The organism is Paractinoplanes durhamensis (assembly GCF_016862175.1).
Classification (GTDB): domain Bacteria; phylum Actinomycetota; class Actinomycetes; order Mycobacteriales; family Micromonosporaceae; genus Actinoplanes; species Actinoplanes durhamensis.
In genome coordinates this window covers 1-26,345 of record NZ_BOML01000050.1, presented here as the reverse complement: position 1 = coordinate 26,345, position 26,345 = coordinate 1, and the positions used below count along the sequence as shown (strand labels likewise).

General features: G+C 70.3%; 27 protein-coding genes and 1 pseudogene. 17 read left to right on the top strand and 11 right to left on the bottom strand.

Features of this window, described 5'->3' with window-relative positions; translation table 11 throughout:
• The first annotated feature begins 208 nt into the window (after positions 1 to 208).
• The 3 genes from Adu01nite_RS30250 (at position 209) to Adu01nite_RS30240 (ending at position 3,849) form a co-directional block, all read left to right on the top strand.
• Complete coding sequence (locus tag Adu01nite_RS30250; protein WP_203731755.1) at positions 209 to 886, top strand: Tat pathway signal sequence domain protein; 678 nt, start codon at positions 209 to 211, stop codon at positions 884 to 886.
• A 109-nt stretch (positions 887 to 995) separates the two neighbouring features.
• Entirely contained in the window at positions 996 to 3,200 is a 2,205-nt protein-coding gene (locus Adu01nite_RS30245) for a glycoside hydrolase family 9 protein (protein WP_203731753.1), read from the top strand.
• Between the two features lie 85 nt (positions 3,201 to 3,285).
• Complete coding sequence (locus Adu01nite_RS30240; protein WP_203731751.1) at positions 3,286 to 3,849, top strand: DUF2087 domain-containing protein; 564 nt, start codon at positions 3,286 to 3,288, stop codon at positions 3,847 to 3,849.
• Here the strand turns inward: Adu01nite_RS30240 and Adu01nite_RS30235 are convergent.
• Entirely contained in the window at positions 3,833 to 4,696 is an 864-nt protein-coding gene (locus tag Adu01nite_RS30235; protein WP_203731749.1) for an LLM class flavin-dependent oxidoreductase, read from the bottom strand. The genes Adu01nite_RS30240 and Adu01nite_RS30235 overlap by 17 nt on opposite strands.
• An 86-nt stretch (positions 4,697 to 4,782) precedes the next feature.
• Between Adu01nite_RS30235 and Adu01nite_RS30230 the strand changes: the two genes are divergently transcribed.
• Complete coding sequence (locus tag Adu01nite_RS30230; protein ID WP_203731747.1) at positions 4,783 to 5,340, top strand: TetR/AcrR family transcriptional regulator; 558 nt, start codon at positions 4,783 to 4,785, stop codon at positions 5,338 to 5,340.
• On the opposite strand, the gene Adu01nite_RS30225 is transcribed toward Adu01nite_RS30230, so the two are convergent.
• On the bottom strand, positions 5,308 to 5,745 hold the full coding sequence (locus tag Adu01nite_RS30225; RefSeq protein WP_203731745.1) for a group II truncated hemoglobin: 438 nt from the start codon (positions 5,743 to 5,745) through the stop codon (positions 5,308 to 5,310). The genes Adu01nite_RS30230 and Adu01nite_RS30225 overlap by 33 nt on opposite strands.
• Positions 5,746 to 5,825: 80 nt before the next feature.
• Positions 5,826 to 6,449, bottom strand: a complete 624-nt coding sequence (locus Adu01nite_RS30220; RefSeq protein WP_203731743.1) for a class I SAM-dependent DNA methyltransferase — start codon at positions 6,447 to 6,449, stop codon at positions 5,826 to 5,828.
• Between the two features lie 133 nt (positions 6,450 to 6,582).
• Between Adu01nite_RS30220 and Adu01nite_RS30215 the strand changes: the two genes are divergently transcribed.
• The 11 genes and pseudogenes from Adu01nite_RS30215 (at position 6,583) to Adu01nite_RS30170 (ending at position 20,579) form a co-directional block, all read left to right on the top strand.
• The gene (locus Adu01nite_RS30215; protein ID WP_203731741.1) at positions 6,583 to 8,457 is read left to right on the top strand and encodes an Hsp70 family protein; all 1,875 of its coding nucleotides are present in this window, start codon (positions 6,583 to 6,585) and stop codon (positions 8,455 to 8,457) included.
• Positions 8,458 to 8,498: 41 nt separating this feature from the next.
• On the top strand, positions 8,499 to 10,424 hold the full coding sequence (locus Adu01nite_RS30210) for a glycoside hydrolase family 3 protein (protein ID WP_203731739.1): 1,926 nt from the start codon (positions 8,499 to 8,501) through the stop codon (positions 10,422 to 10,424).
• Between the two features lie 63 nt (positions 10,425 to 10,487).
• A pseudogene (locus Adu01nite_RS48975) lies at positions 10,488 to 10,709 on the top strand (toll/interleukin-1 receptor domain-containing protein); the annotation flags it as partial.
• A 138-nt stretch (positions 10,710 to 10,847) separates the two neighbouring features.
• Positions 10,848 to 14,831: a CHAT domain-containing tetratricopeptide repeat protein gene (locus Adu01nite_RS30205; protein WP_239132802.1), complete on the top strand. Its 3,984-nt coding sequence runs from the start codon at positions 10,848 to 10,850 to the stop codon at positions 14,829 to 14,831.
• A gap of 134 nt (positions 14,832 to 14,965) precedes the next feature.
• Positions 14,966 to 15,391 (top strand): hypothetical protein, encoded by a 426-nt coding sequence (locus Adu01nite_RS30200; protein ID WP_203731735.1) that lies wholly within the window; start codon positions 14,966 to 14,968, stop codon positions 15,389 to 15,391.
• A 168-nt stretch (positions 15,392 to 15,559) separates the two neighbouring features.
• Entirely contained in the window at positions 15,560 to 16,687 is a 1,128-nt protein-coding gene (locus Adu01nite_RS30195) for an ABC transporter substrate-binding protein (protein WP_239132801.1), read from the top strand.
• A 46-nt stretch (positions 16,688 to 16,733) separates the two neighbouring features.
• Positions 16,734 to 17,561: an ABC transporter permease gene (locus tag Adu01nite_RS30190; protein WP_239132800.1), complete on the top strand. Its 828-nt coding sequence runs from the start codon at positions 16,734 to 16,736 to the stop codon at positions 17,559 to 17,561.
• Positions 17,549 to 18,349 (top strand): ABC transporter permease, encoded by an 801-nt coding sequence (locus Adu01nite_RS30185; protein WP_203731731.1) that lies wholly within the window; start codon positions 17,549 to 17,551, stop codon positions 18,347 to 18,349. The genes Adu01nite_RS30190 and Adu01nite_RS30185 overlap by 13 nt, the downstream gene beginning before the upstream one ends.
• 76 nt (positions 18,350 to 18,425) lie before the next feature.
• On the top strand, positions 18,426 to 19,457 hold the full coding sequence (locus Adu01nite_RS30180) for an ABC transporter ATP-binding protein (RefSeq protein WP_203731729.1): 1,032 nt from the start codon (positions 18,426 to 18,428) through the stop codon (positions 19,455 to 19,457).
• Between the two features lie 64 nt (positions 19,458 to 19,521).
• On the top strand, positions 19,522 to 20,331 hold the full coding sequence (locus Adu01nite_RS30175; protein WP_239132799.1) for a M15 family metallopeptidase: 810 nt from the start codon (positions 19,522 to 19,524) through the stop codon (positions 20,329 to 20,331).
• Positions 20,283 to 20,579, top strand: coding sequence for a CocE/NonD family hydrolase C-terminal non-catalytic domain-containing protein (locus tag Adu01nite_RS30170; protein ID WP_203731727.1), 297 nt, complete (start codon positions 20,283 to 20,285; stop codon positions 20,577 to 20,579). The genes Adu01nite_RS30175 and Adu01nite_RS30170 overlap by 49 nt, the downstream gene beginning before the upstream one ends.
• On the opposite strand, the gene Adu01nite_RS30165 is transcribed toward Adu01nite_RS30170, so the two are convergent.
• Genes Adu01nite_RS30165 through Adu01nite_RS30155 form a run of 3 tightly spaced genes read right to left on the bottom strand, consistent with a single transcriptional unit; the run spans position 20,576 to position 22,225 of the window.
• The gene (locus tag Adu01nite_RS30165) at positions 20,576 to 20,893 is read right to left on the bottom strand and encodes a hypothetical protein (protein WP_203731725.1); all 318 of its coding nucleotides are present in this window, start codon (positions 20,891 to 20,893) and stop codon (positions 20,576 to 20,578) included. The two genes, Adu01nite_RS30170 and Adu01nite_RS30165, sit on opposite strands and share 4 nt — an antisense overlap.
• Positions 20,894 to 20,937: 44 nt before the next feature.
• A complete protein-coding gene (locus tag Adu01nite_RS30160) occupies positions 20,938 to 21,492 on the bottom strand; it encodes a DinB family protein (RefSeq protein ID WP_203731724.1) in 555 nt (184 codons plus the stop codon).
• Positions 21,493 to 21,514: 22 nt separating this feature from the next.
• Positions 21,515 to 22,225 (bottom strand): SDR family NAD(P)-dependent oxidoreductase, encoded by a 711-nt coding sequence (locus Adu01nite_RS30155; protein ID WP_203731722.1) that lies wholly within the window; start codon positions 22,223 to 22,225, stop codon positions 21,515 to 21,517.
• Positions 22,226 to 22,327: 102 nt separating this feature from the next.
• Between Adu01nite_RS30155 and Adu01nite_RS30150 the strand changes: the two genes are divergently transcribed.
• The gene (locus Adu01nite_RS30150) at positions 22,328 to 23,158 is read left to right on the top strand and encodes a LysR family transcriptional regulator (RefSeq protein WP_203732144.1); all 831 of its coding nucleotides are present in this window, start codon (positions 22,328 to 22,330) and stop codon (positions 23,156 to 23,158) included.
• Here Adu01nite_RS30150 and Adu01nite_RS30145 read toward each other — a convergent pair.
• Complete coding sequence (locus Adu01nite_RS30145) at positions 23,142 to 23,996, bottom strand: SDR family NAD(P)-dependent oxidoreductase (RefSeq protein ID WP_239132798.1); 855 nt, start codon at positions 23,994 to 23,996, stop codon at positions 23,142 to 23,144. The two genes, Adu01nite_RS30150 and Adu01nite_RS30145, sit on opposite strands and share 17 nt — an antisense overlap.
• Positions 23,997 to 24,427: 431 nt before the next feature.
• On the opposite strand from Adu01nite_RS30145, the gene Adu01nite_RS30140 reads away from it, so the two are divergent.
• The gene (locus Adu01nite_RS30140) at positions 24,428 to 24,766 is read left to right on the top strand and encodes a hypothetical protein (protein WP_203731720.1); all 339 of its coding nucleotides are present in this window, start codon (positions 24,428 to 24,430) and stop codon (positions 24,764 to 24,766) included.
• Here the strand turns inward: Adu01nite_RS30140 and coaD are convergent.
• The 4 genes from coaD to Adu01nite_RS30120 form a co-directional block, all read right to left on the bottom strand.
• Positions 24,763 to 25,167: a pantetheine-phosphate adenylyltransferase gene (coaD, locus tag Adu01nite_RS30135; RefSeq protein ID WP_203731717.1), complete on the bottom strand. Its 405-nt coding sequence runs from the start codon at positions 25,165 to 25,167 to the stop codon at positions 24,763 to 24,765. The two genes, Adu01nite_RS30140 and coaD, sit on opposite strands and share 4 nt — an antisense overlap.
• The gene (locus tag Adu01nite_RS30130; RefSeq protein WP_203731716.1) at positions 25,167 to 25,700 is read right to left on the bottom strand and encodes a hypothetical protein; all 534 of its coding nucleotides are present in this window, start codon (positions 25,698 to 25,700) and stop codon (positions 25,167 to 25,169) included. Before Adu01nite_RS30130 ends, coaD begins: the two co-directional genes overlap by 1 nt.
• Positions 25,701 to 25,710: 10 nt before the next feature.
• Positions 25,711 to 25,854 (bottom strand): hypothetical protein, encoded by a 144-nt coding sequence (locus tag Adu01nite_RS30125; RefSeq protein WP_203731714.1) that lies wholly within the window; start codon positions 25,852 to 25,854, stop codon positions 25,711 to 25,713.
• Between the two features lie 91 nt (positions 25,855 to 25,945).
• On the bottom strand, positions 25,946 to 26,345 hold a 400-nt coding region (locus tag Adu01nite_RS30120; protein ID WP_239132797.1), incomplete at its 5' end, for a methyl-accepting chemotaxis protein.

Sequence of the window (26,345 nt, the reverse complement as noted above, 5' to 3'; positions counted from 1 at the left end):
AAGTTACCGCTCGGTATCGCGCAGGTCAAGTCGCTTGACTTGTCGCATTCGGGCGGTCTATACATCGACGGCGCTAAGTATCGATATTTGTACACAATGCTTCCGGATATCGAAGCTCGGCGCGCGTTTCACATCCGGACCCGGTCTCCCGCATCCCCCCGCAGGTGGCCGCCCGGGTGCCTTGTCCCCGAGGTAGGGAGGAACACCCATGCGTGCATCCAGAAGCTTGCCGATCGCCACCGTCGTGGCGCTCTCGGTAGCCCTGGTAGCGGGCCCGGCCCGCGCCGCGGAAGCAGACGCGGTGGCCGTGCTGACCACCGGCAGCGCCGCGGGCGCCAACGTGGCGGTCGGCGATGTGCTGAACGCCGCGGTCGCGTCCGGCACGACCGCCGACTTCACCACCGCGTCCGGTGGCACGACCGGCATCAAGTGCGCCGCGTCGGCGTTCACCGCGGCGGTCGTCGACAACCCGGTCGCGCCCGGCGTGGCGACCGAGTCGGCCACCGGCCACACGTTCGCCTCGTGCACCGCCAACATCCTGGGCGTCACGAAGGTGAACAGCGTGACGGTCAACAACCTGCCGTTCGCGACCACGATCGACAGTGCGACCGGTGCGGTCACGGTCAGCGGTGCCGCCGGCGCCCCGATCCAGACCACCATCGTTCTCGGCACCCTGCTCGGCTCGGTGACCTGCGTCTTCCAGGCGAACGGCGGCTCGATCACCGGCGTCTCGGCGAACACCGACAACTCGATCAGCTTCGCGAACCAGGCGTTCACGAAGTCGTCGGGGCCGATCACCTGCCCGAGCGCGGGCTTCTTCACGGCCAATTACGCGCCCGTCCTGGACACCACGGTCGCCGGCTCGCCGGCGGTCTTCACCAACTGATCCAACGCATCACCCCATGGCCGGAGTCCTCTGAGGCGGGGACTCCGGCCATGACCGTGCTGTTTCCGGGGCGTTGACAGCGCGTCACGGCACCGATTCAATCCTTTCCATGTCTCTATGGGAGCGCTCCCGAACGGTTGCCGTCCTCACCGTCCTCCTGGTTGGCGGGGCCGCCGCCCCGGCCCTCGCCGATGAGGTCGAGCAGGTCCGCAACGGCGGATTCGACGGCACCACCGATCCCTTCTGGTCCACCGCGGGTATGCCGATGACCCTCACCGACGGTCAGGCCTGCGTGGACGTGCCCGGCGGCACCACCAACCGCTGGGACGTGGCGATCGGGCAGAACGATCTGCCCCTGGTCGCCGGCGAGAGCTACCGGTTCAGCTTCGACGCGTCCGGTGACGCCGGGCACGTCGTGCGGGCCATCGTGGGTCTCGCGGTCTCGCCGTACGACACCTACGTCGAGCAGTCGCCGGTCCTCGGCGGCCTCACGCACTACTCGTCCACGTTCACCGCCGCGGCCGACACGACGCAGGGGCAGGTGGCGTTCCAGCTCGGCGGCAGCGCTGATCCGTGGCACTTCTGCGTCGACAACGTCTCGCTGGTCGGCGGGGTGCCGCCGGAGGTGTATGTGCCGGACACCGGGCCGCGGGTGCGGGTCAACCAGGTGGCCTATCTGCCTTCGGGGCCCAAGGTGGCGACGGTCGTGACCGACTCGACCACGCCGCTGCCGTGGCAGTTGCTCGACTCCGCCGGTCGCGCCGTCGCCCGTGGCACCTCGACGCCGCGCGGGGTGGACGTGTCCTCGGGGCAGAACGTGCAGACCATCGACTTTGGTCGGTATTCCCGGGCAGGCTCGGGCTATACGGTTGTGGCGGACGGGGAGACGAGCCGGCCCTTCGACATCGGGGCGGCTGCTTACGACAAGCTGCGGGCCGACGCGCTGAAGTTCTACTACACCCAGCGCAGCGGCATAACCATCGACGACACCCTGCGGCCGGGCTACGGCCGCGCGGCCGGGCACGTCGACGTCGCGCCCAACCAGGGTGACGGCAAGGTGCCCTGCCAGGCGGGCGTGTGCGACTACACGCTCGACGTGCGCGGCGGGTGGTACGACGCGGGCGACCACGGCAAGTACGTGGTCAACGGTGGCATCACCACGTGGGAGATTCTGAGCGAGTACGAACGGTCGCACGCCGTGCGGAAGGTGTCGCTGGCGATCCCGGAGAGCGGCAACCGCACCCCGGACATCCTCGACGAGGCCCGCTGGGAGCTGAACTTCCTGCTCAGCATGCAGGTCCCGGCCGGGAAGCCGCTCGCCGGCATGGTCCACCACAAGATCCACGACCAGGCGTGGACCGGGTTGCCGCTGCTGCCCGACCAGGACCCGCAGCCGCGCGAGCTGCACCCGGTCTCGACCGCCGCGACGCTCAACCTCGCCGCGGTGGCCGCGCAGGCCGCCCGGGTCTACCGGCCCTACGACCCGGCGTTCGCGAAGCGTGCCCTCGCGGGGGCCCGGACCGCCTACACGGCGGCCAAGGCCAACCCGGCGCTGCTCGCGCCGGAGTCGGACGGGGTCGGCGGCGGGGCCTACAACGACAGCAAGGTCAGCGACGAGTTCTACTGGGCGGCCGCCGAGCTGTTCCTGACCACCGGGGAGCGCGCCTACCAGAGCGACGTGCTGGCCTCGCCCGAGCACACCGCCGACGTGTTCGGCAGCGGTGCGTTCGACTGGGCGTCGACCGCCGCGGCCGGCCGGCTCGACCTGGCCACCGTGCCGAACCGGCTGCCCGGCCTCCCGGCCGTCCAGAAGTCGGTGGTCAAGGGGGCGGAGAAGTACCTGGCCGTCGCCGAGGCCCAGGCGTACGGCGTGCCCTACGCCCCGAACAACAACTCGTGGGACTGGGGCTCGAACAGCGCGGTGCTGAACAACATCGTCGTGCTGGCCACGGGTTACCGGCTGACCGGGCGACCGGCGTTCAAGGACGCCGCGCTGACCGGCCTCGACTACGTGTTCGGGCGCAACGCGCTCAACCAGTCCTACGTGACCGGGTACGGCGAGGTGAGCTCGCAGAACGAGCACAGCCGGTGGTATGCCCACCAGCTCGACCCGGCGCTGCCCCACCCGCCCGCGGGCACGCTCGCCGGTGGCGCGAACTCGTCCATCCAGGACCCGTACGCGCAGAGCAAGCTGACCGGCTGCGTCGGGCAGTTCTGCTACATCGACGACATCCAGTCGTGGTCGACGAACGAGGAAGCGATCAACTGGAACGCCGCGCTGGCCTGGGTCTCGGGTTTCGTGGCCGATCTCTGATTCGCAACCGACCGCCGGGGGCCCCACCGGGCCTCCGGCGGGAAATCCGGATGCGCGGAAAAGCAGACCTGCCTACGGTGAGCGGATGTCCGCCGAAGCCGCGCGTGCGTCCGAATTCCTCTCCCAGCTCGCCGTCCCCGCCCGGCTGGCGGCCTTCGCCGAGCTGGCCCGCCGCGGCCAGGAGGGCGCGACCCTGGCCGAGCTGGCCTACACGCTGGACGTGCCGATCCAGGAGGCCGGCGAGCTGCTGGCCCGGCTGGTCGGTGCGGGGCTGGCCACCGGCACCGGCAACGGTGTCTACCGGACGAACGCCGCGATCCTGCGCGACGCGGCGACCGCGCTCGACCGGGCCCAGCCGATCGCCCGATACCTGGCCGACTATCCGCAGCTGCGGGGCAACTTCGCGCACGGCCGGCTGAGCACGCTGCCGCCGACGATGAGCGAGCGTTACCTGCAGGTCGGCGAGCTGTTCGCCCGCTTCCTGGCGCTCGACGGGCTCTACTCCGAGGCCGAGATCAACACCCGGCTGTCGGCGGTCACCGACGACGTCGCCGGGGTTCGCCGGATGCTGGTGGAGACCGGCTGGCTGGAGCGCGACCGGGCCGGCACCACCTACGGGCCGGCGCGGCCGGTCACCGCGCCGAGCTGATCAGCTCGGCGGCCACCCACCGGGCGACCCCGGCCGGGTAGGGCGCCGGAACGCTGAGCACGATGTGCCCGAAGCCGGCCTCGACCGCCTCGGCGATCGCGTCCCGGGTGGTGGCCGGCCGGTCGTAGGAGACGCCGATGTTCAGCGAGCGGGTGATCTCGGCCGGGTCGCGGCCGATCTCGGTGCAGTAGCGGTCGAGCAGCGCGCTGCGGGCCTTGAGGTCGGCGATGCCGTCGCCGCCCGGGATGTTCCAGATGTCGGCGTGCTCGGCGGCCAGCCGCAGCACCGCGGCGGAGCGCCCGGCGATCAGGAACGGCGGCTTCCGCACCGGCTTCGGGTTGCAGAACGCCCCGGTCAGTTCGACGTACTCGCCGTGGAAGTCGAACGGCTTGTCCGAGCTCCACAGCCGCCGGATGACCGCGCACGCCTCGCCGAAGCTGCCGACGGCGTGCGCGGTGTCGTGGAACGGCAGGCCGTGCGCGGCGTACTCGCGGGCGGCGAGCGGATGCCCGGGGCGGGACCCGACGCCGATGCCGAAGATCAGGCGCCCGGCCGAGACGACGTCGACGGTCGCGGCGATCTTGGCGAGCATCGCGGGCGGCCGGAACCGGTTGCTGGTCACCAGCAGGCCGAGGTCGATCCGGGCGGTCTGCCCGGCGAGCGCGGACAGCAGCGTCCAGCCCTCGAAGGCGGGCCCGTCGGGGTCGCCGCCGATCGGCATCAGGTGGTCGAACAGCCAGGCGTTGTCGAGCTCGGGCACGGTGTCGGCCTCGAGCCAGACGCGACGGATGTCGTCGTAGCCGACCTGCATCGGCGCGGTCATGATCCCGAAACTGGTGGTCGGCATGGTTGCTCCGTATCCTGGGGCGGCAAAGCGGATCGTTGTTCCGCTACCACCATACGGAACCGTGTTCCGTTTTACCAAGGGATTCCATGGCTGAGCGGAAGCGGGCCGACGCCCGGCGCAACGAGCAGTCGCTGCTGGACGCGGCGGCCGACGCGTTCGTGTCGTCCGGCGTGCACGTGCCGGTGCGCGAGGTAGCGGCCAAGGCGGGCGTCGGGGTCGGCACCATCTACCGGCACTTCCCGACCCGGGCCGACCTGATCGTCGCCGTCTACAAACACCAGGTCGAGGCGTGCGCGGCGGCCGGGCCGACGCTGCTCGCGCAGTTCTCGTCGCCGCACGCGGCGCTGGCCCGCTGGATCGACCTGTTCGTCGACTTCCTGGTCACCAAGCACGGCCTGGCCGAGGCGCTGCAGTCGGACGCCGGCGCGTTCCAGACGTTGCACGCCTACTTCCTTCAGCGGCTGGTCCCGGTCTGCGCCGAGCTGCTGACCGAGGCGGTCGAGGCCGACGAGATCGCCCCGGGCCTGGACGCGTTCACGCTGATGCGCGGCGTCGGCAACCTGTGCGTCGGTGCCGAGTTGCCGGGTTACGACGCCCGGCGGATGGTCGGTCTAGTCGTGGCGGGTCTCAAGGCCGTCCCATGACCAGCGCGGGATGGAGGCGCCGGCCGGGAGGTGGCCGGTCATCGTCGTCGTGGTCGCCCACGCGAAGTAGTCGTGCAGCACCTGCCGCAGCGGGCCGGTGGTGAAGCCGGCGTCGGTCAGGGCCGCGTCGAAGCAGGCGATCGCCCGGCGGTCCATCTCCTCGTGCGGGCCGTTGCCGCTGTGCATGCCGACGACCTCGGCCTCGGTGCCGTACTCGCTGCTGTAGGCGGGTGGGCCGCCCAGCGCCTCGGCCCAGTAGGCGGCCAGCCGCCCGGTGTGCTCCGGGTGGTAGCCGTGGCTGAACGCGTGGCTCACCACCTCGTCGGCCAGCACCCGGGCGTGCCAGGCCGCGGCCAGCCGCACCAGGCCCTCGGTGCTGCCTGCCGCCTCGTACACACTCGGCATCCGGACCTCCTCGTCGCCCTCAACAGCCTAGCGACCCGGCCGAACCGGGTGCGGAAGAGCGGTGATCCCCCGCACCGTCCTCACCGGTAGGCGAACAGGAAGACCGCGCCCGGCTCCGGGCCCGCGGTCATCACCGCCTCGACGGTGAAGCCGGCCGCCTCCAGCCAGGCGACCACCGGGGCCGCGCGGCGGCGGTGCACGTAGACGTTCATCGGATGACCGCCGTACCCCTCGGTCTTGTGCTTGATCTCGTCGCCGGCGTGGAATCCCAGCATGAGCGCGCCGCCGGGCGCGAGAACCCGGTGGAACTCGGCGAAGACCGTGGGCACCTCGTCGTCCGGGATGTGGATCAGCGAGAACCAGGACAGCAGCCCGGTCAGCGACGCGTCGTCCAGGTCCAGCTTGGTCATCGTGCCGACCTCGAACCGCAGGCCGGGATGGTCACGCCGGGCGACGTCGGTCATCGCGGGGGAGAGGTCGACGCCGAACGCGTCGAACCCGAGCCGGTGCAGATGCCCGGTGAGCCGGCCGGGCCCGCACCCGACGTCGGCGACCGGCCCGACGCCCGCACCCCGGACCATCTCGGCGAACAGCGCGAGAAGCCCGAGCTGGAACGGCTCGCGGGCGAGCGAGTCGCGCAGCAGGTCGGCGTAGCTGACGGCAACGGTGTCATAGGAATCGCGGGTGTCGTCGAGCCAATCCATGCGGCGCACCCTACTCAATCGAGGAGCTCCAGGCGGGGCGGGCGTCCACAACGGACTTCGAGCCTTTCGTCCAGCTCGTTCGCCCGGAATTTGTCACCCGAATGGGCAGTGCGTCTCTCGTTAAACTGCGGCGGTGGGCAGCTGGTCAATGGCTATCGACTACGGCAGCAGTTTCACCTGCGCCGCCATATCCGCCGACGGCCGCGTGTCGGAGATCCTGGAAATAGACAACAGTCGGTATTTGCCGTCGGTCGTCTGCCTCGACGAGGACGGCCACCTCGTTACCGGGCGCGACGCCGCCCAGGAAGCGGCGATCCATCCCGGCCGCGCCGAGCGGCAGCCCAAACGCGCCCTGGTGGCCGAGGCCGAGATCCGGCTCGGTGACCGTGACATCAGCACCGTGGAGATCACCGCCGCGACCCTGCGCCGGGTCGCCGAGGAGGCCACCCGGCGGTTCGGCCGGCCCGCCGAGCGGGTCTCGTTGACCCACCCGGCCGGCTGGACGGTCGCCGAGACCGGCCGGCTCGCGGCCGCGGCGGCCCTGGCCGGGCTGCCCGAGCCGGTATTCGTCCCGGAGCCGGTCGCCGCCGCCATCCACTACACGACCGGCGGCGCGCAGGTCCCGGTCGGGGCGCACATCGCCGTCTACGACCTCGGCGGCGGCACGTTCGACACCGCGGTGCTGCGGCGCACCGCCGGCGGTTTCGAGATCTGCGGGCCGCCCGGCGGCGATCCCGGCTTCGGCGGCGCCGACGTCAGCGAGGCCCTGCGCGAGGTGGTCGGCGCGCAGTTGCGGGACGAGGCGGCCGCGGAGTGGGACAGGCTGTGGTCGGACACGTCGGTGCGCGGCCGGCAACGCCGGGTGAGTCAGCTCGACTACCTGACCCAGGCGAAGGAGTCGCTGTCCGCCCGCACCACGGTGACGGTGCCGGTGCACGCCGCCGACGCCCAGGTGCGGATCACCCGGGCCGAGCTGGAGACGGCCATCGAGGAGCGGCTGCGGCCCACGGTGGACGAGTTGATCCGCACGATCGAGGCGGCCGGGCGCACCGTCGAGGACATCGCCGCGATCTACCTGACCGGCGGGTCGAGCCGGATCCCGCTGGTGTCCTCGCTGATCGCCGAACGCACCGGGAAGCTGCCGGTGGCCGAGGGCGACCCGAAGGCGGTGGTCTGCCTGGGTGCGCTCGCCTCGATCATGGCCGCCCCGTCACCGGCGCGCCTGACCCGCATCCCGGTCGAGCTGATGGAGGAGTCGCCGCCCATCGAGCAGGCGCCTCCTGTCGAGCCGCTGCCGCGGCCGGGATGGCAGAGCCGCCCACGCGTCGTGATCGTGGCGGCCGCGGTCGTGGCCCTGGTCGTCGCTGCGACTGCGACCGCCTACGCCGCGATCGCCGGCTCGGACGACAACGGCTCCACCACGGCGACCATCACGACACCGCCGGTGATCACCACGACCAGATCCCCGGAGCCCGGCCCGTCGTCCCGGCCGGGCCGGCTCATCGTGATCCCGACCAGCAGCCCGCCAACGACCAGACCGACTACGCCGAGCGCGCGCGACGTGTTGAGCCCGGCCCAGCAGGACCTCTACGACAAGCTGGATCTCAGCGATCTGCGCGGGTCCACCTGCGAGGAGTACGTCTCCAGGGCCGCCGGTGCGGAGGCGTCCGTCCAGTGCAGCGGAAAGCCGGCAATGGGTCGCAAGATCGCGGTGATCCAGTTCTCGAGCACGTCGGCGATGACGGCCTATTTCGACGGGCTCGGCACCCAGGTCGACGGCGACGGTCAGGGCGACTGCCTGGAAGGCGGCGAATACCTCGGCTACTGGAACCACAACGGCGAGCGGGCCGGCCCGATGGTGTGCTGGACCGGGCTGCTCGAGGGCGAGAACTATTTCAAGATCGCCTGGGGCTTCGACGACAAGTTGATCGCCGCCCTGCTCCTCGACGAATCGGCGAGCGTCGCCGCCGACTGGTGGCGGCAACACAGCACCGTGGTGGATCCCTGACCGTCTATTAACGATCTTAACAACGGCGTAACTTCGCTGTCATGAATGCGAATCTGTCGCTGGCTGTTGCGGTCGTGGTCAGTGCCGGGCTGGCGCTCAGCCCGTCGGCCGCCGAGGCCCACGGCGGGCGGCAGCCGCTGCTGGGTTCGCGTGGGGTGCCGATCATCAAGGCCGGCCACCTCAAATTCCGGGACCTGGACCGCAACGGCCGGCTCACGCCCTACGAGGACTGGCGCCTGCCGGCCGGTCGCCGTGCCGCCGACCTGCTCTCCCGGATGAGCCTCGCGCAGAAGGCCGGGCTCATGGTGCACGGCACGCTGCCGGTGTCCGGCACCGGCTACGACCCGGCCGGCGTCACCCAGCTGGCCGCCGACCGGAGCATCACGACGTTCATCACCCGGCTCGCCGCCGCCCCCGACCGGGTCGCCGCGGCGAACAACGCGGTGCAGGAGATCGCCGAACGGCAACCGCTCGGCATCCCGGTCGTGGTCTCCACCGATCCGCGCAACGGCTTCTCGGTCACCGCCGGGCAGACCGTGTCCCGGGTCGGCACCACCGCCATGCCGGACGCGATCGGGATCGGCGCCGCCGGCGACCCGCGGCTGACTCGCCGGCTGGGCGACATCATCCGCCAGGAATACCGCGCGGTCGGCATCACCGAAGGACTCTCGCCGCAGGCCGACATCGCCACCGAGCCGCGCTGGACCAGGATCAACGGCACCTTCGGCGCCGATCCGCGGGCGGCTCGCGGGCAGGTCGAGGCGTACGTCGAGGGTCTGCAAAAGGGAGACGACGGCCTGAACCCCGGCAGTGTGGCCACCGTGACCAAGCACTGGGTCGGCTACGGCGCCCAGGCCAACGGCTACGACAGCCACTACTTCTACGGGCGGTACGCGATCTTCCCGGGAGGGCGGTTCGCGCAGCACATCGTGCCGTTCACCGGCGCGTTCGCGGCGGACACGGCCGGGATCATGCCGACCTACTCGATCCTCAAGGACCTGGCGATGCCGCAGGTGGGGGCGGGCTTCAACCCGTACCTCCTGAAAGATCTTCTGCGTGGCCGGTACGGCTTCGACGGGGTGATCGTCTCCGACTGGGGCATCACCGGCGACTGCCCGCAGCAGTGCCGCGACACCCGGCCGCCCGCGTCGTTCATCGGTCCGTGGGGCGTCGGCATGCCGTGGGGCGTGGAGGATCTGACCGTTCTGCAGCGTTTCGCCCTGTCGATCACCGCCGGGGTGGACCAGATCGGTGGCTCCAACGAGCCGTCCTACGTGGTGCGAGCGGTCGAGGCCGGGCTGATCGCGCGAAGCCGGGTCGACCAGGCGGCCCGCCGGATCCTAGAGCAGAAGTTCCGGCTCGGCCTGTTCGAGAACCCCTACGCCGACCCGCAGCGCGCCGCCCGGATCGCCGGCAACGCCCACTTCCAGGCGGTCGGCGATCAGGCGCAGGCACAGTCGCTGACGCTCCTGACCAACAAGGGCAACCTCCTTCCGGTACGCGGTCGCCAGGGCACCAGGGTGTACGCGTACGGCATCGCCCCGGAAGCGCTGCAAGCGCGCGGCCTGACCGCCGTGCCCGACCCGGCCACCGCGGACCTGGCGATCGTGCGCTTGTCCGACCCGCGCGGCGGCACCGACCTGACCGACCTGAACTTCACCGGCACCGAGCCCGACTACCGGGCCATGCAGGCGGCGGTGGCGGCCGGCGTCCCGACGGTGGCCGTGCCGAAGCTGGACCGCCCGCTGATCCTGACCAACGTCGCCGACCGGGCCCGGGCGGTGCTCGCCAACTACGGCGTCTCCGACGAGGTGCTGCTGGCAACGGTGTTCGGCGATCGCCGGCCCGGTGGCCGGTTGCCGTTCGAGCTGCCGTCGTCGCCGCAGGCGGTGTCCGCCCAGAAGGCCGACGTGCCGGACGACTCGGCAAACCCGCTGTTCGAGCGAGGCGCGGGTTTGTCCTACTGACGGCTATCGGACAGTCCACCTTCGGTGGTGGTTGGTGCATGACCGCGCGGGCACTGTGGATCTGTGACGGTGTTCATTTCGCACTCGACCGCCGACGACCCGTTCGTCGCCGAGCTGCGCGCGCGGCTGGAGGACTTCCGGATCCCGGTCTGGGTGGACTCCCGCGACATGAGCGGCGGCGACCTGCTGGCCCCGTCGGTCGAGGCGGGCATCACCGCGTCCTCGCAGGTGATCGCGGTGCTGAGCCCGAACACGGTGAACTCGCCGTGGGTGCCGAAGGAGATCGCCAAGGCCCTTTCGTTGGGCCGCCGGGTCGTTCCGGTACTGCTGCCCGGGATCACGCCGCAGGCGCTGGCGACCTGGTTCCCGGAGCCGCCCCTGGCCGTCCCGGTCGAGGTCGGGCCGGGCGGGTTGAGCGCGGCCATGCCGGCGCTGCTCGCCGCGCTCGGCCAGCGGCTGCCTACCGACCCCGAGCCGTTCTCGGAACCCGATGCGAAGCCGGTCGCGGAGCTCGTCCTGAAGCTGACCGACCCCCGGCTGGCGACCGCCGACGGCAAACGCCGAGCTCAGGCCACCGCAACGCTGATCTACGAACCGGCCCGGGCCGGCGCCCGCAACATCGAGAGCCGTCGGTTCGAGTTCACCGCGCCGCTGGGCCCGATCGAGGCGGCTGACCTCAAGTGGTACCTGGAGAGCTACTACCTGTGGCCGGTCGGCGTCTTCCACCAGCGAGCCTCGGCCATCCAGGACCGCCTGCCGGGGTGGGGTCACGACCTCTACGAGGCCGCGCTGAGCGATCCGGTGGCGCGGGAGGCCCTCAACGCCTGGCAGAACGCGGCGGGCGGGGCCGAGCGCCGCTTCTCCGTGATGGTCGACGGCGACCTGCCCAGCGGCGCACTGGCCAAAGCCCAGGCCGAGGCGAGCGAGGCGGCGACCGGGTTGCTGACCCTGCCGTGGGAGCTGCTGCACGACGGGCGGGGGTGGCTCTTCCAGGGCCGCGACCCGGTCCGGGTCCGGCGGCGCCTGCCCAACCGGCAACCCCAGACCGAACACCCGACCGCCCTTCCGGTACGAATCCTGCTGGTCTCACCGCGCCCCGAGGAGGACCGCCGAGTCGGCTACATCGACCACCGGGTGAGCGCCCTGCCGCTGGTGGAGGCGGTCGAGGAGCTGGGTGACCTGGCCCGGCTGACGGTGCTGCAGCCGCCCACGTATGCGGCGCTGGAGAAGGCGCTGCGCGACGGCGACCAGGGGCAGCCGTTCGACGTGGTGCACTTCGACGGCCACGGCGTCTACGACCGGCGGCTCGGTCTGGGTGGTTTGTGCTTCGAGGACCCGGCCGACCAGGACCGCCTGGAGAAGCGCCGGATGGACTTCGTGGACGCCGGCCGGTTGGCCAATCTGGTGCGTCAGCACCGCATTCCGCTGGTGTTCCTGGAGGCGTGCCAGAGCGCGACAACCGACGTGGACCCGACCGCGTCGGTCGCGGCCCGGCTGCTCGACGAGGGTGTGACGTCGGTGGTGGCGATGAGCCACAGCGTGCTGGTGGAGACCGCCCGTCGGTTCGTGCACCGCTTCTATGCCGAGCTGGCCCGGGGTGCGCGAGTGGGCGCCGCGATGCTGGCCGGGCAGCAGGAGCTGCACGCCGACCCGGTGCGGGGCAAGATCCTGGGTGCCGGTGAGCTGAGGCTGCAGGACTGGTTCGTTCCGGTGCTCTACCAGGAGGAACAGGACCCACAGCTGATCACCCGGATTCCCGCGGCGGCGGTTCGCCGGCAGGAGGCACGGCGCCGGCAGCTCAGTCTCGGTGATCTTCCGCAGCCGCCGGAGCATCAGTTCCAGGGGCGCAGCCGGGAACTTCTCGCCTTGGAGCGGCTGCTGCACCGGCGGTCGTGGGCGGTCGTGCGCGGCACCGGCGGGCAGGGCAAGACCACCCTGACCGCCGAGCTGGCCCGATGGCTGGTGCGAACCGGACGGTTCGCCCGGGCCGCGTTCGTCAGCCTCGAACACCACCAGGACGCCCGCGCCGTGCTCGACACCCTCGGCCACCAGATCGTCGGCCCGAACTACACGGTGGCGACTTACCGCGAACTCGACGAGGCGTTCCGACCTCTGGAGCGGGCCTTAGCGGACCAGCCGACCATCGTGGTGATCGACAACTGTGAGAGTGTGCTGCCGGATCGGGCCGCGGAGGCGCCGGATCCGGCGGACGCGTCCGCGGCGATCTTTGCGGTTTGTCGGACGCTGCTCGACGCGGACGAGCGCACTCGGCTGGTCTTCACCACCCGCGAGTCGCTTCCCGCGCCGTTCGGCGAGCCGGGACGCGAGCGGGAACTGGGCGCTCTCGATCGGGCCGATGCGGTCGAGCTGGTCGGCGAGGTGATGAAGCGGAACGACTGGACCCCGCCCGAACGCGATGAGGGGGAGACTCCGCAGCAAATCACCGATCTGGTGGAGGCGGTCAACCGGCATGCGCGCGCTCTGGTGCTGCTGGCTCGTGAGGTCGCCCATCGCGGGGTGCTCACGACCACCGCGGATCTGCGGTCGCTGATGAACCACCTCCAGCTGCAGCATCCCGGTGATCGGGAGAACTCCCTCTACGCCAGCGTCGAGCTCTCGCTGCGCCGCCTCGGGCCGGCTTCGCGGCAACATGTGCGGGTGCTGGGCGTCTGCCACGGCGGCGTGCACCTCGGCGTTTTCTCCGAGCTGACCGGACTGGGCATCGAGCCGGTCACGGAGCTCGCCCAGGAGCTGATCGCCGTCGGTCTCGGGGAATACCTGGGCGAGGGCCATCTGCGCCTGGACCCGGGTCTGGCGCCGTACTTGCTCGGCGAGCTGACCGCCGAGGAGGCCGAGGATTTCGGCCGCCGCTGGATCGACCTGATGTACTCCCTCACGAAGAGCCTGTATCGGGAGTCGTTCAGAGATGCGCAGCATGCACGCCGGTTGACCGCCCTCGAGCTGCCTAACCTCATGGTAATGCTGGACCGACTGCCGCCACTCCAGTCTGCCGAGGAATTGGTGAGTGTCGCCCACAACCTGGAGACGCTGCTGCAACCGCTGGGACGGCCGAAGGCCCTTGCCAGGGCCGTAGCCGTGCGTGAACAGGCGGCCCAGAAGCTCAATGACTGGACACACTCCGGCTACCTTGCTGCCACCGCGCAGATTGACCGGCATGTGGACAAGGGAAATCTGCCCGCTGCATACGCGACTGCCCAACAGCTCACCACCCAGAGTCTCGCAGCGGGCGGGGATGCCTACCCGCACGCGGCCTACGACATCGCCATGGCGCACGCCCGCCTCGGCCGGGTAATGAAGCTCAGCCGTGCGGCCGAGATGGCGATCACTCCGCTGAAGGCTGCATTACATGGTCTTCAGCAGCTGGCCGACGCCGGTGACGAGACGGCCAATCGGATGATCGGCCCTATCCTTACCGAACTCGGCGATTGCATGGCCCTGCTGGGCCGTCTGGAAAAGGCTGCGGAGATCTATGAAGAGGCGCACCCGAGATTCCTGACATTCGGCGACATGCGAGGTGCGGCGGTGAACAAAGGCCAGCTCGCTACGGTGCGGATGAACCAGGAAAGGTATGACGAAGCCCTGACGGCCTATGCGGAGGTGCGCGACGCATTCCAGCAGATGGGCGAGCGGATGCATGTGGCTGTCGCGTGGCAAAAGATCGGCGATGTGCACCGATATGTACGAAATTTCGAGGCTTCCGAGGCAGCGTTTCGCGAGGCTTTGGCGATCAGAGTTAAGGAGGACAACCTCAGCGGCCAGGCATCCACTCTGGTTGAGCTCGGCTATCTCTACTCGGAAATGGGAAGGGAGGAGGAAGCGGCGGCCTTCGAACGGCAAGCTGCAGAGATCTTCGAGCGACTGGGAAACCTCGCCTCCGAGGGCACCGTACGCAACAACTTGGGCAGCAGCCTGTTCACACTGGGCCGCTACGAGGAGGCGCGGGGCGAGCTGCACCGAGCGATCAAGTGCAGCGAGCCGTACGGCCATGCCGGCCAGGTTTGGATGCCGTGGTCGATGTTGGCGATGGTCGAGGATGAGACCGGTCATCCCGAACAAGCTCAGGTAGCCCGGCAGCGTGCGCTCGACAGCTACCTCGCCTACCGGCACGCCGGCGGTGAGGACCGCACCGGACTAGCCGATCTTTTCGCAGTAACGTCCAGCGCAATCCGCGACAACCGCCAGGCTGAGGCGCATCAACAGCTGGACGCATTGCTCGCCACTGACCTTCCCGAGTGGGTGCCGGATGTCCTGCGGTGCCTTCAGATGATCCTGGCGGGTGATCGTGACCCAGCCGTCGCCGACGCTGCCCAACTGCACTACATGGCCGCGGCCGAGCTGCACTATCTGCTTGAGACGCTCGACCAGGGCGAGCCGGCGGGTCTCTAGGGAGGATCACCTGGTGGACCGATAGCGGTAATCGCCGTCCGCCAGGTCGCCTGCGTCGCCCATTCGAGCGATTCGCGGATGCCAACTCCTCAATATCGTGATCTTCACCGTTCGTCCGGTGTAGGGGGTAGACGTTGGGGCGCAGGCTCTGGTGGCCGGTTCTTGGGGTGCTTGCGGTGGCCCTGGCCGGGGTGGCGATCTGGAAGGTGCATCCCCGGCCCGGGGCGACGGCCACGTCGCCGGATGCGCTGCGCGGGTCGGGGCCGGCCGCTGATCAAGGGCCGGCGGTGGCGGCTGCTCTTCAACGCCTCAGCACTGATCCAGGCTCGCTGGTTTCCAGCGCGGCGGCCGCGCGGGTCGGCGCTGACGCCGGTAAGGCGGTGCCGGTCGGGGCCGTGGTCTCGCCGGATCCGGGGTCGTGGGCGCCGGACGGGATCGGGGGCGGGACGATGCTCGTCACCATCACGCCGCCGGCCGGGGCGCGCACGACGTACGCCGCGGTGATGGTGTCCGAAGAGGGTCAGTGGAAGGTCCTCACCACGTTTCCGCTCGGCCGATGAGCGGTAACGGACGGGTTCGCCGACATCGCCTGATTTTCCGCTGTGCTCTTCGCTACTACCGGCCGTAATGTTTCCGGCTGTACGTGTGACGGACGCTTGTCCGCAACTCAGCACTTTCATGATCCACCCAGCGCGCACCGGTTGCGGTCGCGCAGAAGGAGGAGCTCAGTGCGCACGCCAATCGGCCGCCCCCTGGCCGTCTTTATTGCCGCCACCACGGCCGTCGCCATCGCGGCCTGTTCGCCCCCGGAGAAGCAGGACGACTCCAAGTCCGCCGTCGGGGGCGCGGCGACCGCCACCAGCGCCGCCGACCTCGGTGGCCTCGACGCCCTGATCGCCGCGGCCAAGAAGGAAGGCGAGCTGAATGTCATCGCGCTGCCGCCGAACTGGGCGAACTACGGCGAGATCATCAAGGCGTTCGGCACCAAGTACGGCATCAAGGTCAACTCGGCCCAGCCGGACGGCTCCAGCCAGGACGAGATCAACGCCGCGAACCAGCTCAAGGGCCAGGACAAGGCGCCCGACGTGTTCGACCTCGGCGGCTCGGTGGCCGGCGCCAACGTGGCGATGTTCGCGCCGTACAAGGTGGCCACCTTCGCCGACATCCCGGACTCGCTCAAGGAGGCCGCCGGGACCTGGGTGAACGACTACGGCGGCTACATGTCGATCGGCTACGACAGCGCCAAGGTTCCGGCCCCGACCAGCGTCGCCGACCTGCTCAAGCCGGAGTACAAGGGCAAGGTCGCGCTCAACGGTGACCCGACCCAGGCCGGTGCCGCGTTCGGTGGCGTGCAGATGGCCTCGCTGGCCAACGGCGGCACCGTCGAGGACATCACCAAGGGCGTCGAGTTCTTCGGCAGCCTGAAGAAGGCCGGCAACTTCCTGCCGGTCGACCCGACCGCGGCGACCATCGAGTCCGGCCAGACCCCGGTCGTCTTCGACTGGGACTACCTGAACGTGGCCGAGGCCGCCAAGCTGAAGACCTGGAAGACCTTCGTGCCGTCCGGTGCGGTGCTCGGGTCGTACTACGTGCAGGCGATCAGCAAGGACGCCCCGCACCCCGCCGCCGCCCGGCTGTGGGAGGAGTTCCTCTACTCCGACGACGGCCAGAACCTGTGGCTGAACGGCGGCGCCCGCCCGGTCCGCGCCGACGCCATGCAGAAGGCCGGCACCATCGACGCGGCCGCGTTCGCCGCACTGCCCAAGGTGGAGGGCACCCCGGTGGTCCCGACCGAGGCGCAGAACGCCAAGGCGAAGGAGTACCTGACCGCGAACTGGGCCAAGACCATTGGCTGACCAGGCCGTAGCGGCCCCGCGGCGCAAGCCGCGGGGCACCGCGCTGTTGGGCACGGTTCCGTTCTTCGCGTACGTCGTGATCTTCCTGATCATCCCGACGCTGGTGGTCGTGATCGGCGCATTCGCCGGTGACGACGGCGGGGTCAGCTTCGCCAACGTCAAGGCGCTGACCAACGGTTACATCCTGGACGCGTTCGGCCGCAGCATCACGCTCTCCGCGGTCAGCGCCGTCATCGGTGCCATTCTGGGCGCGCTCCTCGCGTACGCCCTGGTCACCTCGAAAGCCGGCGGCACGCTGCGGCGCGTCGTCACCTCCGCGGCCGGGGTGCTCGCGCAGTTCGGCGGCGTCACCCTCGCGTTCGCGTTCCTGGCGACCATCGGCCTGAGCGGTTTCGTCACGGTCTGGCTTCAAGATCATCTGAGCATTGATCTGTACGCCAACGGCGTGTGGCTCTTCGAGCTTCCGGGATTGATCCTGGTCTACACGTATTTCCAGATCCCGCTGATGCTGATCGTGTTCCTGCCCGCCCTCGACGGCATCCGGCCGCAGTGGCGGGAAGCCGCGGAAAGCCTCGGCGGCACCACGTGGCAGTATTGGACCCGGGTCGCCGGGCCGCTGCTCGCCCCCGCGTTCCTCGGTTCCACCCTGCTGCTTTTCGCCAATGCCTTTTCGGCGTACGCGACGGCAGCGGCCCTGGTCAGCCAGGGCAGCCCGATCATTCCCCTGCAGATTCGCGGCGCGCTGACCAGCGAGGTCGTCCTCGGCCAGCAGAACCTCGGTAAGGCGATGGCGCTCGGCATGGTCATCGTGGTCGCCGTGGTGATGGCCCTCTACGCACTGCTGGAGCGGAGGACCGCGAAATGGCTGGGGTGATCGCCCGCCGGCACCGCAAACAGCGGATCTTCCGCTGGGCGGTGCTGGTCGTGCTCGGCATCTTCTTCCTGCTGCCGCTGGCCGCCATGGTGGAATTCAGCACGCGCAACGCGGAGACGTGGCCGCTGCTGGTCAACTGGCCGAAGCTCAGCGACACCTATCCGGATCTCGCCGAGGGCATCGTCTCCTCGTTGGAGCAGGCCGCGCTCACCGCCGTACTCATGCTGGTTCTTCTTGTTCCGACAGCTATCTGGGTACGCCTACGTCTGCCGAAACTCCGCCGGCTCGTCGAATTCCTGTGCCTGCTGCCGCTGACCATTCCGGCGATCGTGCTGGTCGTCGGGCTCGCGCCGGTCTACGCCTGGGTCACGTACTTCCTGGGCGGGTCGTCGCTGACCCTGGTCTTCGCGTACACCATCCTGGTTTTGCCTTATGCCTATCGCGCCATCGACGCCGGTCTTTCCGGGATCGACGTGAAAACCCTGGCCGAGGCGGCCCGGAGTCTCGGCGCGAGCTGGACCACGGTGATCCTGCGAGTGGTGCTGCCGAACATCCGGTCGGCGGTGCTGTCGGCCGCGTTCCTCACCGTCGCCCTGGTGCTCGGCGAATTCACCATCGCGTCCCTGCTCAACCGCACCAACCTGCAGGTCTCCATCGAATTGCTCGGCAAGAGCAGCGCCACCATGTCGGTCGCGGTGTCGCTCGCGGCGCTGCTGCTGGCGTTCGTGCTGCTCCTGCTGCTGTCCCTGGCCGGCGACCGGCGCCGTTCCACCAAGGAGAACTCATGAACGAGCGCAGCGAGCGAATCGGCAAGCTCAGTGCGGAATTTGCTCTTGGCAGCTCGAAGCGCAGCGAGGAGCCGGCATGAGCGGCGTCGCCGTGCACCTGGAGGGGCTGCGCCGCACGTTCGGCACGGTGCACGCCCTCGACAGCCTCGACCTGGAGATCGCGGCCGGTGAGCTGATCGCGCTGCTCGGGCCGTCCGGCTGCGGCAAGACGACCGCGCTGCGGGTGCTCGCCGGCCTGGAGGACGCCGACGGCGGGCGGGTGCTGGTCGGCGGCAAGGACGTCACCCGGCTGCCCGCCAACCGTCGCGACATGGGCATGGTGTTCCAGGCGTACAGCCTGTTCCCGCACCTCACCGCCCTGGAGAACGTCGAGTTCGGGCTCCGGCTGCGCGGCCGGCGCAGGGTGCCGGGCCGGGCGGCGGCGATGCTCGACCTCGTCGGGCTGTCGACGTTCGGCGACCGCTATCCGCATCAGATGTCCGGTGGGCAGCAGCAGCGGGTCGCCCTCGCCCGGGCCCTCGCCATCGAACCGGCCGTGCTCCTTCTCGACGAGCCGTTGTCGGCGCTCGACGCCAAGGTGCGGGTGCAGCTGCGCGAGGAGATCCGGCGGATCCAGACCGAGGTCGGCACGACCACGCTGTTCGTCACCCACGACCAGGAGGAGGCCCTCGCGGTCGCCGACCGGGTCGGGGTGATGCGGGCCGGGCGGCTCGAGCAGCTGGCCCCGCCGGCCGAGGTCTATCAACAACCGGCGAGTGCGTTCGTCGCCGACTTCGTGGGGTTGAGCAACCGGCTGCCCGGGGTCGTCGCCGACTCGTCCATCACCGTTCTCGGGACCTCGCTGCCGCTGGTCACGCCGGCGCCGGCCGGGCCCGCGACGGCGCTGGTGCGGCCCGAGGCGGTGGACGTGGCGCCCGCCGCGGACGGTGAGGGGAGCGTGCTGACCAGCAGTTTCCTCGGTGCGACCAGCCGGGTGACGGTCACCGTGGGGGAGACGCTCGTCGTTGCCCAGGTCGCCAGCGGCCTGCTGCCGTCATTGACGCCCGGCACTGCGGTGCGGGTGACGCTCCAGCCCGTACCCGTAGCTCTCGATGTTTCGGTGAACTGAGAAAGTCGTATCATTTTCGCGTTTCGCCTGCGATGGGGCAAAGCTGTTCGTACGGTCGGTAACCGTGCTGAAAAGACTGCTCGCCGCACTGTTGGTCCTGGTCGTCCCGGCAGCCGTCCTGCCGGGGCGCCCGGCTCAGGCCGCCGTCGTGCGGGCCGGCTCGGTGTGGCATGTCGTCGCGCCCGGCGAGACCATGCGGAGCATCGCGCGGGCGGCCGGGCTGCGGATGGCGGACATCGGGCGCTGGAACCAGATCGTGCCGCCGTATCCCGTGCACATCGACGAGACGTTGCGGCTGGCCCCGCCTGCGGTGCAGCTGCGCGACTGGCGCACGCACGTCGAATGGGTCACCCCTGCCATGGTCAACTGGGATCCGGCCGACCGCTGCCCGGTCCCGCCGGCCGCGCTGCGCAAGGTGTGGGTCTCCTACATCGACCTGCAGGGCGCCTACCACGACGGCAGCATCGTCGTGCACCGCGACGTGGTCACCAGGGTCCAGAAGATCTTCTTCACGCTGTTCCGCTGGCGCTACCGGATCATGGCGATGGCCCCGATGTCGGTGAACATGCCCGGCGAGACCGACATGGGCATCGTGACGGCGGGCTACAACTGCCGCCCGGTCGGCGGCACGGACGTGTGGTCGGAGCATGCGTACGGCACGGCCATCGACATCAACCCGCTGCAGAACCCGATGATCCGGGGTGGGTCGGTGTCACCGGGCGGAGGCCGCGCTTACCTGAACCGCAACAGCTACAAGATCGGCATGATCCACGCCGAGGGAGCGGGCAGGGCGTTCACCGCGAACGGCTATTTCTGGGGCGGCCAGTGGCGAAGCTTGAAGGACTACATGCACTTCAGCGTCTCCAACCGCTGACGCGAAGCCACCCCAGACCGCGAAGCAGCGACCACGGCCAGATCGTCGCCGTCGAGATCGACCTGTTCCCGCTGGGCATCTCGTTCCGGCCCGGCGAACAGCTCCGCTTGGTGGTCAGCGGCCGGCACCTGCTCGGCCCGATGATGCCGGCGCTCCGCGAGTACACCCCGGCCAACAAGGGCCTGCATGTCATCCACACCGGCGGCGAGCACGCCTCGTACCTGCAACTGCCCGTCCAGGCGGGCTAGCCGGCGACGGCGGCCAGGTCGCGGATCGGCCCGGACAGGCCGGTCAGGTCCGGTTCCTGGGTGCGGATCTTCCCGACCGGGTTGTCGGCGGCGAACGGCGTGCGCCCGGTGGACGCGTACGCCACGAGGACGCCCCACGCGAAGATGTCGGCGGCCGTGCAGAACGGCGGCACCTGGCGGGCCCGGTTGACCTCGCTGCGGAACCGGGCCCGGAACTCCGGGTCGGCCGCCGGCCCGGACCGGATCAGCTTGACCGCCACCCGCCGCCCGTCGAGATCCTGGGCCAGGTGGACGGCCGGCCCCTCCGACGGCATTGCTCCGAAACGGCAGGTTACCTGCGGAAACGCGTGATCAAGCGCTACTGGCCGATCCGGCCGTCGATGCGTTCGCGGAGCAGGTCGGCGTGGCCGTTGTGCCGGGCGTACTCCTCAATCATGTGGACGACCGTCTCGCGCAAAGAGATCCGGCCGACCCCGGGTATGCCGTCGTAGACAGTGCCGAGGTCGGCGGAGGAGATGAAACGGTCGGTGAAGGCACACTCTTCACGCCACGCCGCCCATGCCTCGGCCGGGTCGGTGGTCGCGCTGTCGAAGTCGAAATCGCCGTCCGGGTCGGCCGCTGTCTGGTAGCGCAGCGCCACGTCCTCACCGGACAGGCGCTGGCGGAACCACTGACGCTCCACGTCGGCCATGTGCCGGACCAGGCCCAGCAGCGACATCGTGGACGGCTCGACCGACCGGGCGGCGAGCTCCTCCGGGCCCAGCCCGCGGCACTTGACCTCCAGGGTCAGGCGCTGGTCGCGCAGGAACAGGACCAGGGTGGCCCGCTCGTCGCCCTGCCGCAGCGGCTCGATGCGCGGGTCGGGTGCGCCGTCGGTCGGGAACAGGTTCGCGCGCTTCCTGCGGTCGGCCATGCCCCGATGATGCCAGCCGGGCTCACCAGGGGATGACCCCGTCGTCGTTCTGGAACGAGCCGGTCGGGCCGCCGTCGGGCAGGGTGGCCAGCCGGATCGGGGTGGCCGCGGCCTCCCGGGGCGGCCGGCCCTGGAAGCCGGTGAAGTCGGTGGCGACCAGGCCGGGGCAGGCGGCGTTGATCAGGATGTTGGTGCCGGCGAACTGCCGGGCGTAGTGCACGGTGACCGCGTTGAGATACGACTTCGTCGGGGAGTAGGCCGCCATGATCGGGCCGACGTCGACGGCCGGGTCGGCCTGCCAGGTCACCGAGCCGACGCTGCTGGAGACGTTGACGATCCGCGGTTGCGGCGACCGGCGCAGCAGCGGCAGCATCGCGTTGGTCACCCGGATCACCCCGTAGACGTTGGTCTCCACCACCTCGCGGACCATCCCGAGGTCGAGCGTGGTCGGGTCCTGCGCCCAGCCCGGCCCGGTCTCGCCGGAGATGCCGGCGTTGTTGACGAGCACGTCGAGCCGGTCGAGCATTCCGGCGGCCTCGGCGACACTCCGGTCGTCGGTGACGTCGAGCGGCACCACGAACGCGCCGGGCAGGGTCTTCGCCGCCGCCTCCCCGCGGGCCCGGTCGCGGGCGCCGATCGCCACCCGGTAGCCCAGTGCGGCCAGCCCGGCCGCGATCTCGTACCCGAGTCCCTTGTTCGCGCCGGTGACCAGCGCGGTCTTCATCTCACTCATGACGTCGATGCTGCGTCGCCGGCCGGCGATGTCCTGACACCGATCCGGTCCGTCGGTGATACTCGGCCGGTATCACCGACGTACGCTGGCCCGATGGACGTGCTGGAGACCCGGGAACTCAGGTACTTCGTCGCGGTGGCCGAGGACCTGCACTTCGGCCGGGCGGCGGACCGGCTCGGGATGGCGCAGCCGCCGCTGTCCCGGGCGATCCAGCAGCTCGAACGGCGGCTCGGCGTCACCCTCCTCGAACGCAACCGCCGCGGCGTCGCCCTCACCGGCGCCGGCCGGGTGCTGCTGGACGAGGCCCGCACCCTGCTCGACGCCGCGGCCGCCGCGGCCCGCCGCACCCAGCGCGCCGCCACCGACGGCGGCAACCGCCTGGTCCTGGCGACCAAGGCCGGCGCGAACCACGAGCTGCTGCGTACCCTGCTCGACGCGTACGCCGCCGAGGTCGAGGTTTTGCTGTGCGGCATGGGCGACCAGGCCCGGATGCTGCGCGACGGCCGGGCCGACGTGGCGCTCATGCAGCGGCCGTTCGACGAGCTGACCGGCTTCGACACCGAGGAGCTGCTGACCGAGCAGCAGGTGGCGATCCTGCCGGCCGAACACCCGCTGGCCACGCGTACGGCGTTGACCATGGCCGAGATCGGCGCGGTCGCCGGCCTGCCGGTCGCGCGCTGGCCGCGGCCGGACGGCACCTACGAGCCGGGCCCGGGCCCGGAGATCCACGACCTGTCGCAGCTGGCCCAGCTGATCGCCCTCGGCCAGACCACGGCTGTCCTCTGCGCCTCGTCCCGATGGTGGCTGTGGAGCGCCCACACCGCCGTCCCGCTGACCGACGCGCCGCACGTCACCACGGTCCTGGCCTGGCCGGCACACAGCCGGTCGCGGGCGGTAGCCGGCCTGGTCGGAGCGGCTACCGGACTCCGGTGAGGGCGGCGGTCGCCCGCCACAGCCCGGCCGCCACCGCGGGATCCGATCCGGCGCGGCTCGGCTTACCCGGCGCAGGCCGCCCCTTGAGGCCACCGAAACCGTCCGGCCCCACATACGCGTTACCCGGAACGTCCTGCGTGGCGGCGTACAAAATCGGCAGTGCTCCTTGCTCTGGATCGTTGGTCAGAAACCGGAGCCGGTTGATGATGTTGGAACGCGAATGCGCGGCGAGGGCGGTGCGGGCGATGCCCGGGTGGGCGAGGACCGACCGGACCGGGCTGTGCGCGGCGTCGAGGCGGCGCTGCAGCTCCAGCGAGAAGAGCACGACGGCGAGCTTGGAGGCCTCGTAGGCGCCCATCCGGCTGTAGCGGCGCGCCCGCCAGTCAAGATCACCGAGGTCGAGCCTGCCGGTGCGATGCAGCTGACTGGTGACCGTGACGACCCGATCGGCGAGATGCGGCAGCAGCAGGTTGGTGAGCACGAACGGCCCGAAATAGTTCGTCGCGGTCTGCACGTCGAGACCTTGCGCGGTCCGAGCCGCCGGGATGTCCATGACCCCGGCGTTGTTGATCAGAACGTCGAGCTCACCGTCCCAAGCCCCGGCAAACCCGCGCACCGAGTCAAGATCAGCAACATCGAGCTCCCGAACCTCAAATTCCCCGGCCATGCCGGCAACAGCGTCAAGAGCAACCCCGGTTTCCCGTACGCCGAGGATCACGCGCGCCCCCGCCCGCCCGAGCTCACGCGCGACGATCAGCCCGAGCCCCCGCCCACCCCCGGTGATCAGCACGGTCTTCCCGCTCAGGTTCGGCAGCTGACTTGCGGTCCATCCGGTCATCGAAATCTCCTCGGCACGACGTGAGCTGACAACACCCAGTGCACGGCATCCGCCGATCCGGATGAAGGCACAGCCCAACCAGGGATCGCCAGACCGTGGCTGTCGCCGGATGGCGTCGTCGCCGTTCCCCGGCGGCGCGACGTGCCTTGCCGGCGGCAGACCCGGATGCGTCGCCGCGACCGCTGGCTGCCGCCGCACCCGGTACGTTGGTTTGCACCTAGATCAACACAGTTTCCAGGATGTCGGGGCCATCCAGACTCATTGAGACGCCGACATCCTGGAAATTGGAACGCGTCCGCTCGTCGGCAGAAGTGCGCACCATGTCTCCTGGGCTTCTTGATCGCCTACGCGGAGGGTGAACGGGCGCCGGAGTTGCCGCCGACATGTCCGCCGGCGCGAGGCATTCGCGGCCTACGGGTATCTTTCGGCGCATGTCGCAGCGTGACGAGCCGTACGAAAGCTTGGGCTTGGGCTTGCGGGAGTGGGGAGATCGGCGGGGCGCTGAGGTTCTCGGGCCGCTGGATACCGCCGGGATGGATCCGACCTGGATTCTTCGGCTGCGTGGGCGGGTGATCGAGGCCGAGGTGGCGCTGTTCTACGGGCCGCGGGCCGAAGTCGCGGCGTATCAGCTGGAGCGGCCGGAGGACGGGATGTTCGTCGCGTGGGAGAGCGGCGTCTCCGCCTCTCGGCTGGTCGAGCTGCTCGACGGGCTCGGGCAGTGGGAGGGCGGCGGTGAGCGGCCCGGCTGGCTGCGGGTCTCGTCCTTCTAGCAGCCCCGCACGGCGGTGGACGACACCCGGGCCAGCTCGGGGCGGGCCGGGAGCAGCAGCGTCGTGATGCCCAGGGTCTCGTTCATCGCGGCCAGCTGGTATTCGTGCGGCAGGTCGGCCGGGCCTCGGACGCCGCGGATGATCACGTCGTACCCGTGTGCACGGCAGAAGGCGGCGGTCAGGCCGGACCATGCGGTGACCGTGACGTTGGTCCAGGCCGCCGGCAGTGAGTCGCGCAGGGCCGTCAGCCGCTCGGTCTGCGTCGTGGTCGGCTGTTTGTCCGCGTTGACCGCGACCAGCACGGTGACCGCGTCGAACAACCGCCGCGCCCGGTCGACGATGTCGCGGTGGCCGGGGGTGAACGGGTCGAAGGTGCCCGGGTAGACCGCGCGGGCGGGCATCAGTTCGCCGGGAGTGGGAGGCGGATCTCGGCCGGTGCGGTGCCGGGGGCGGTGAAGTGCAGGGTGAGGTGGCGGGCGGTGGGCGGCGGGGCCGGCTGGAAGTTCCAGCGGACCTGCCACTCGGTGCCGGGGCCGCCGGCCTGGCCGGACGTGAGCTGGTAGGACGTGCCGGCGTCGTCGGCGACCGTCACGGTGATCTGGGCCAGCTCCTCGGCCGGTGACGAGCCGGATGGCGCACCCTCGTCGAAGCGCTGCGCGCCGGGCGTCGCATCCAGGGTGACCTCGACGTGGTTGGCGACGGTCACCTCGACCAGGTCGGCGGGGACGCCGGCGATCTCGCCGACGGTGAAGGGGCGGTCGAACTCCAGCCGTACGCGCGGGATGCACTGGACGGTGAGCAGGTAGACGTGGTCCTCGTCGTGCTGGTCGACGTGGTAGACGCCGTCGGACAGGCGCTCGATGTCGCGGGTCGGCGGTGGGGTGACGGAACGGCGGAACAGCAGCGTGCTCGCGAAATCGTCCAGGATGGTCACGCCGGACACGCTACGAAGTCGCGACCTCCTTGGGAACCGCGGATACCCCGAATGAGGACTCGAACCTGGTCAGCGCGCTGATCCGGTCGCCGCGCAGGGTGAGTACATAAAGGCCGACCCGCGAACCGCTGCGGCTGAGCGGCAGCCGATCCATCGGCGAGAACCTGAACGCCGTGACGTACGAGAAATGACGACGCCGCGCCGGCCATCCGTGGCCGGCGCGGCGGCGCCTCGGGGGGATGAGTTCAGTACTTGAAGGCGCTCACCAGGCCGCGCAGGTCCTCGGCGGTGCGGGCGACCTCGGCCGACGCCTGGCGGGTCTGCTCGACGCCCTCCTTGGAGGTGGCGCTGGCGGTGGCCACGTCGCTGATGTTGGTGGCGATCCGGGCCGAGCCGTTGGAGACCTCGCCGATGCTGCGGCTCATCTCGCCGGTGGTGGCGGTCTGCTCCTCGACTGCGGACGCGATCGTGGTCTGGAAGTCGTTGATCTGCGCGATGACCTCGGAGATGCGGGTGATGACCTCGACCGCGCCGCCGGTGTCCTGCTGGATGGCCGCGACCCGGGCACCGATGTCCTCGGTGGCCTTGGCCGTCTCCTGGGCGAGGTCCTTGACCTCGGAGGCGACCACCGCGAAGCCCTTGCCC